Origin of the sequence: Paratractidigestivibacter sp., assembly GCF_052362415.1 — a bacterium.
In the GTDB taxonomy this organism is placed as follows: Bacteria; Actinomycetota; Coriobacteriia; order Coriobacteriales; family Atopobiaceae; genus Paratractidigestivibacter.
The window spans coordinates 12,300-17,558 of record NZ_DAWEMK010000015.1; the positions used below are offsets into that span (position 1 = coordinate 12,300).

The following is a 5,259-nucleotide window of genomic DNA, read 5'->3' on the forward strand; positions in this document are numbered from 1 at the left end:
GCAAGAAGGGCGCTCGGCCACGGTCGGCGCCCTTCTTTGCGCCTAACTCCCACACAGCGGACGCATTTTCGGCTTTTTCAGCCCAAATGCGTCCGCTGTGTGGGAGTTAGTTCTTCTTGGTAGGTTTAAGGGAGGGCCCGCGCCTGGACGTGGTTATTCGCGACGCTCGGAGAACGCCGCCACGATGCCCCCGCGATACGCGGCAGCATACTTCTTTCGGTCTTGTTGATAAACGCTCGCGACCAGCGTGTCGATCATGAGCATCACACCCGCGTCCACCCCCATCGACGTCATCGGCGTCGAGCGGTCGGCGATCTCGATAACGCGCAGGCTCGAAGTCGCCAGCCTCGAGAGGGGATTGTCCGACGCGTCGCAGATTGCCAGCACGGGAATTCCCTCAGCCACGGCGGCCTTCGCCACTCCCACCGGCTCGGATTTGTCGCCAGATTTTGAGACGACGATTACCAAATCCCTGGTCGGATCAAGCATTCTTAGGCGACGCTTGGTTTGGATAATGTCAGCATCGCAGTAGGCGCTCTTTCCAAGCCCGACCAACGACCAGCACAGATGGGACGCCAACAAACCGCTCTCCATGCACCCGTAGCAAATAATGGTGTCCGCCGCATCGACAAGATGCGCCGCGCTACCAAGGTCTTCCTCACGATTGCTCCTGGTGACGCTCTTCAGAAGCTCGTGGTACTTAGCCTCAACCTTGCTCATAACCGTGAACAGGCCATCACCGTTCTGTATCTCGGTGCTCAGGTCGCCGGAGCTTTTGATGTCGGCGATCATCTCGCCGAACATCGAGTAGCCCATCTTTTTCGAGAAGCGCATGACGGTTGACTGCCCCACATCAAGGCGCCTTGCGAGCTCGTGCGAAGTCACGTCCTCGATCTCGTCGCCGTTCATGATGAGATAGTCGGCGACCTTTCTCTCCGCCATGGTGAATTTGGGGTAGAGACTCTTGACCCTTGTGGTGAACAGCGCAATCACCGTCCTAAATGATAAAAGCCGGGGAAGATCAACTTCCCCGGCACAGGCGTACTACCAGAGGTAATGCTAGAGGTCCTCTTCCTCGTCAATCATATCCGACGAGCAGGCGCTTTCCTCAAAAAACCCGACCCCACCGGGAACCGACGAGCAAAGAAGGTCCACAACCTCTGAGGCCTTCGACCCTTCCTCAATGCTCAGGGCCGCCTCCAGGATCGCGGCCAGGTTCATTCCGGCAACGGCCTTAACCTGGTCGTTGCCGTGCGCAACCACGCAGGCACGGTTATAGGGGGTACCGCCGACCAGGTCGCATACGATCACGACCTCCTCGCCACATTCCGCGATGCCCCTCAGGCGGGACTCGAACTCATCCGGCGAAACGACCTGAGTGAAGTCAACGAACGAAACTGCCTCCTCATTGCCGGAAAGCATGGCAACGGCAGACGCAACGCCCGAGGCATAGTGCCCGTGTCCAGCAAGTACCAACCTCATCGGGTTCCCTCCCCATCTGCGGGCTTGAGCTCCTCGACCCTCTCCAGGCAGCGAATCTCCTGGACAAAGCCGACCAGAAGACGGTAGGCGATTGCCTCGTCGGGAACAGACGGATCCAAGGTCGTAATCTTGATGACGGCATCCTCGAGCGACATAGAGCCGAGGGTCTCCTCGATCTTTGCTGCCTGCTCGTCGCCTGCGTTGGGAACAAAGAACCCGTAGGCGGCGGCGCGAAGAATAAAGAAAGGCATGATGCCGTGCTTCAGGCAGAGCAAGGCGGGGCCAAGGAAGCGGTCCCCCTTGCCAAGCTTGCGGATGGGCTGCCTGACGACGCGTTCGATGCGATCGCGGAAATAAGGGCTGCCGAACTTGCCCAGCATGGTCTCGAGCAGCGAGTCGCCCGGCATAGGAATACCGAACTCAGCCTCAAGGGCTCGCCTTCCCTCCCTCCAGGCTCTTCCCGCAAGATCAGCGCAGAGCTCATCGGACGCGGCATCGTTAAGGTATTCGCAGCCCTTGTACGCCCCCATGAAGCCAAGCGAGCAGTGAAGGAGATTCTCACTCCATATCTTCTCGGCCATGCTCAGCTCGACATCATTCGAGCGCTGGAAAAAGGACGGGTACTCATACCCCTCCTCGAAGAAGAAACGGTCCTCGACCGGAAGAATAGGCTTGTCGTCCCCCTCAAGGGCGAGCGGCCCCGCGTCTGGGTCGGATGAGAAGGTCACCTTGCGGTTGGCCTTTGAGGTAATGAGGGCAACCTGATCATTGAGCACGGCGATCTCGTCTGCGTCAAGCAGCTTCTCCAAGGCGCCCTCGAAATAACTGCGAAGCCCGACGAAGTTGCCGCCGATGATCACCGCCGCCTTGTGGGTCATACCCCCCTCAATGCGCAGGCGAATCATATCGGCAAGATCTTGAGCCACGGCATCAAAGGAATCGGGGAAGACCGCAACCGCCACGAACTCCGAGTCGGCAAGCCTACGCAGATAGGCCTCGCGGTCCGCCTGGACGTCAAATACCTCAAAACCGTCGACGCGAATCTGCTTAAACGTGCCCGTATCAAGATTGGTCTGTTTGGTGACGAAGTATCCCTGCTCGCGAAGAGTGCGCACAAGATCGGCGTTGATATCCGCAAAGGCAATGTCAAATCCACCCTCGGAGAAAAACAGCTCGCCGAATGTCCCTCGACCTGTGCGACCGGCGCCGATGATAGTTACTTTTTTCATTTTGCGCACTCTTTATTTTCGTGATAGCTGATTGCGATGCAGTCCATCTTTCCGGAAAGTTCCAGCGGGCCGTACCCCACGGGGATGAAGAGTGTCTCTCCCAGCGAGATGGGCTCACCGCACACGGTGCCGTTCCCACCAACGCACGTCACAAAGAGGAAGCTGTCATGCTCGAAAGAAGCCTCGCCATCGACCTTATAACGCAGGGCAACGTACTCGCCGGGGACATCGTGATACACAAAACGAGTCACGCCGTCCTTCTTGACTCCCTCCGGGCGCTCCGCCTTAAAGGGAAGCTCTGGGAAACTCGCGCAAGCGCAGACGTCATCGATGCTGAGCGGGCGAGTGGGGTCGTTGCGATCGTTGTCATAGAAGCGGTACGTGATGTCGCTGTTCGTGCCGAAGGTCGCGGAGACTTTGCCGGAGCCCCAGCCGCCATGGATCACGCCGGCGGGCGTGTGGACGAAGTCGCCGTCCTTGACCTCGAGCTTCGTGAAGAGCGCGTCCCAGTCCTTCTCGTCGATGCAGCGCCTGAACTCCTTGGCATCCATAGGCTTGTGGCCAAAGAGCCACATACCCTTCTCGTCGGACTCGTCCAGGGTAACAGCGCCGGAGACCTTGCCGCGACAGCCTTCATGCGCCATGGCGTATTCATCGCCAGGATGGGACTGGTAGGACTGGAAGCCCTCGTTACACGTGATTGTCATCCTTACGGGGAACACCTCGTCAGAGCAGCCGAAGAGCTCGCGGTGTGCCTGGTAAAGCTCGGAGAGCGTCATGCCCGTGCCCGTCACCGGATTATCGAGCTCGCCGGGAAGCGCAAGAACGTTGTAGATCGTACCGACGTTTTCCAGGTCGGTCTTCAGGCCGAAGCGGTCGATGAGCTTGTGGCCGGCCCACACGAAGGATTTGTACAGGGGCTCGACACGATATACGGAGTGATTGCTTATCTCCATAGGTTGCCCCCTCTACTAGAGAATTCCGATGAGGCCGAGCACCACGACGATGCCCATAAGGCCAAAGATCGCCTTGGTAACGGACACGCCCTTCTTGGAGAGCAGATACCAGCAGCCGAGGACCAGGAGCAGGCTCAGCAGGTTGGGGAAGATGCCGTTGATGACGTCCTGCAGCACCACGGGCGTTGCGTCGGCGGAAGCCGCGAACGAAAGCAGCGTGGACAGCTTCACGTAGGACGCGGACAGCGCGCCGATGACGATGATTCCGAAGAGCTGGACCGCGGTCTTGATGCGGTCCATCGCGGAGCCCATCAGCGTCGACACGGCGTCCTTACCAAGGGTGTAGCCGTTGTTGAAGAGAACGCGCGCATAGGCCCACAGCAGAATCGGCGTCGCGATGATGAAGAGCACGACACCAAGCGGGCTCAGGACATCGCCCGTACCGGTAAGCGAGATGGCGATGGTGGTGAGCAGCGGAAGGATCGTCGCCTGGACAAGGGAGTCACCCACGCCGGCAAGCGGGCCCATAAGCGAGGACTTGACGGTTCGGATCATCTCATCGCTAACCGGCTTGCCCAGGGCCTTTTGCTCCTCCATGCCGACGAGGATTCCCCACAGCACGCTCGCCGTCGTCTGCTCGGTGTTGATGAAGTCGAACATGCGCAGCATGCCCTCGCGCTGACCGTCCTTGTCGTAGTACTTCTTGTAAAGGGGGGCCATGTCGTAGGCATAACAGTTACCGTGCCAGTTCTCGAGGTTGCAGCAGGTCAGGTACCTGAGCTGGTAACGCCAAAAGAGACGGTCGAGCTCTTGTTTGGTCAACGGCTCGCTGCAGATGGGCTCGGAGCCCTGCTCGGCCTCGTTCTTGATGATGTCGCTCATTGTTTACAGCTCCACTTCGTCATCGTCGGTGAACACGTTCGCGCTTGCGCTCGCAGCCGATACCTCAGGGCGAGAGTCGATCTTCCAGTACAGGAACGCCAGGGCGGCGGCAAAGATAGCGATGGGGATGAAGCCCATGCTCATGGAGGAGACCATCATGAAGCCCAGGACAAAGAAGATGAACATCCAGTTGCCGACGATGTTGAACTTGAGCAGCATGGCCATGCCAACGGCAGGCAGGACGCCGCCAAGAAGGCCGAGCGCGTGCAGGACGTTCTGCGGAACGACGGCGAGCAGGCTGTCCACGGCGCCGGTGCCCAGATACATCAAGACGAAAACGACCGCGAAGTTCATGGCCGCCAGGAATGCCTGAGGAAGAATAACGTTGCCGAGCTCAATCTTCTTGTAGTCGACCTCCTCGATGCCCTTACGGACGATTCCGGTGCACACCGTGTTGAAGGCACGCATCACGTGAGTAAGGTTCGCGGTGAGGACGGAAATCGGCGCCGCGATGGCAAGGGCGGCACCGGTATCCAGGCCGTTGATAATCGCGATGGCCATAACAGGATAAGAAACAACGCCCACGTCAATGGAAACCGCTCCGCCAACCGCGAAGGCGCCCATGTAAGCGAGCTGGAACGCAACTCCAAGCTCAAGACCCTTCTGTACATCTCCAAAAAGAAGTCCCACAAGAAGGCCTCCCACAAGGG

Annotated in this window: 6 protein-coding genes; all 6 read right to left on the minus strand. The window is 58.8% G+C overall.

What is annotated here, in order from left to right:
* Positions 1–153 precede the first annotated feature (153 nt).
* Entirely contained in the window at positions 154–993 is an 840-nt protein-coding gene (locus ACT84W_RS02855; RefSeq protein WP_418826163.1) for a MurR/RpiR family transcriptional regulator, read from the minus strand.
* Between the two features lie 66 nt (positions 994–1,059).
* On the minus strand, positions 1,060–1,482 hold the full coding sequence (locus ACT84W_RS02860; RefSeq protein WP_444328146.1) for a PTS sugar transporter subunit IIA: 423 nt from the start codon (positions 1,480–1,482) through the stop codon (positions 1,060–1,062).
* A complete protein-coding gene (locus ACT84W_RS02865; protein WP_444328147.1) occupies positions 1,479–2,711 on the minus strand; it encodes a hypothetical protein in 1,233 nt (410 codons plus the stop codon). The genes ACT84W_RS02860 and ACT84W_RS02865 overlap by 4 nt, the downstream gene beginning before the upstream one ends.
* Complete coding sequence (locus ACT84W_RS02870) at positions 2,708–3,667, minus strand: class I mannose-6-phosphate isomerase (RefSeq protein ID WP_418826172.1); 960 nt, start codon at positions 3,665–3,667, stop codon at positions 2,708–2,710. The genes ACT84W_RS02865 and ACT84W_RS02870 overlap by 4 nt, the downstream gene beginning before the upstream one ends.
* A 15-nt stretch (positions 3,668–3,682) precedes the next feature.
* On the minus strand, positions 3,683–4,549 hold the full coding sequence (locus tag ACT84W_RS02875; protein WP_444328148.1) for a PTS system mannose/fructose/sorbose family transporter subunit IID: 867 nt from the start codon (positions 4,547–4,549) through the stop codon (positions 3,683–3,685).
* A 3-nt stretch (positions 4,550–4,552) separates the two neighbouring features.
* Positions 4,553–5,254, minus strand: coding sequence for a PTS sugar transporter subunit IIC (locus tag ACT84W_RS02880; RefSeq protein WP_444328157.1), 702 nt, complete (start codon positions 5,252–5,254; stop codon positions 4,553–4,555).
* Positions 5,255–5,259 lie beyond the last annotated feature (5 nt).